At 29.3% G+C, this 259-nt stretch carries 1 protein-coding gene; it reads right to left on the bottom strand.

What is annotated here, in order from left to right; all coding sequences use genetic code 11:
- Window positions 1-52 precede the first annotated feature (52 nt).
- Window positions 53-259: hypothetical protein (locus NE668_RS09870; protein WP_256196810.1), on the bottom strand; the 207-nt coding region annotated here is incomplete at its 5' end.

Below are 259 nucleotides of genomic sequence, written 5' to 3'. Positions count from 1 at the left end.
CAAAAACAAGTCTTTTTCCCCAATCAAGTTTCTCCATCATCTTCTCCTATTTTTATACATAATATTTCTCAATACAATTTAACAGTCCATCAAAATCCATCTCTTGAATTTCATAAAATTCCTCTGTCCCTAATCCTGTATTCAGTACTGTCTGATACAAATAAAAATCATATATAATTGGAGCTTTATTTTTCCCTATCAAATTATCTCTAATAGTCCCTGTTTTAGAAATCAAACACACATATTGATATGCTCTATC

The sequence above is a fragment of the Veillonella parvula genome (assembly GCF_024461875.1).
Taxonomy (GTDB): domain Bacteria; phylum Bacillota; class Negativicutes; order Veillonellales; family Veillonellaceae; genus Veillonella; species Veillonella parvula_I.
The sequence above is the reverse complement of the archived record's forward strand: the minus strand, read 5'-3'. Positions and strand labels throughout refer to the sequence as shown.